Source organism: Microvirga roseola (assembly GCF_020866965.1).
Lineage (GTDB): Bacteria > Pseudomonadota > Alphaproteobacteria > Rhizobiales > Beijerinckiaceae > Microvirga > Microvirga roseola.
The window spans coordinates 1-930 of sequence record NZ_JAJATX010000170.1; the positions used below are offsets into that span (position 1 = coordinate 1).

Annotated in this window: 1 protein-coding gene; it reads left to right on the forward strand. The window is 65.1% G+C overall.

The window, feature by feature from the left end; genetic code table 11:
* The first annotated feature begins 259 nt into the window (after positions 1-259).
* Entirely contained in the window at positions 260-928 is a 669-nt protein-coding gene (locus LG661_RS24705; protein ID WP_230534642.1) for a response regulator transcription factor, read from the forward strand.
* Positions 929-930 lie beyond the last annotated feature (2 nt).

Sequence of the window (930 nt, forward strand, 5' to 3'; positions counted from 1 at the left end):
ACTATTGCGTTTGAGTCACAGGGTCTGGGATGTGGCGTTGTCGGGGCGCGTTGGGCGGCTTGGCCATTGACGGGAGTCGGGCCGAACGGCATTTATCGGATGTCCCCCTGATTCGGAGGGGGCGCACAGAAGAGCGCAAGCACGCGGGACGCGAGTCCAAGTAATAACAAGTCCCGTAGCCGCGCCGGCAGCAGTACCAGTTGCGTAACCGCCAGAGCAGGATGGCGGCATCAATGACCTTGGGCGGGGGCATCGAGCAATGTATATCGTCGTCGACGAACGATCGATCGTGACGGCCGGCTATGTGGCCAGCTTCAACCGGGAGGGCGTACCCTCCCTCGGGCTCTTCTCATCCGAGTTCCAGGACTGGCTCGAGAGCGCCTCGCGCGCCGATCTCGAAGCCGTCCAGGGCTTCCTGCTCGGCGACTTCGCCCAGCGCCTGACCTGCGCCGAGGCGATCCGGCGCCACTCCAAGGCCCCGATCATCGCCCTGTCCGAGGTGCGCTCGCTCCAGCAGACCCTGGAGCTGTTCACCGCCAGCTTCGACGACGTGGTCGCCAAGCCCGTGCACGTGCGCGAGATCCTGGCCCGCTCCGAGGCGATCTGGCGGCGCATGAACGCCGGCCAGCTGCCCGCGGAGGGCGAGCGGCTCAAGGTGTTCTTCGACGGCCGCGACCCGCAGGTGGACGGCGAGGCCCTGATCCTGCCACGGCGCGAGCGGCACATTCTCGAGTACCTGGTGCGCAACCGCGGCCGGCGCCTGACCAAGACCCAGATCTTCAACGCCACCTACGGCATCTACTCCAACGATGTCGAGGAGAGCGTGATCGAGGGCCACGTGAGCAAGCTGCGCAAGAAGCTGCGCGCCAGGCTCGGATACGATCCCATCGAAGCCAAACGATACATCGGTTATACATTCACAGGGTGAAG

Coding starts and splice junctions, on each gene's coding strand:
- LG661_RS24705 (WP_230534642.1), top strand. CDS start 260: ATGTATATCGTCGTCGACGAACGATCGATCGTGACGGCCGGCTATGTG.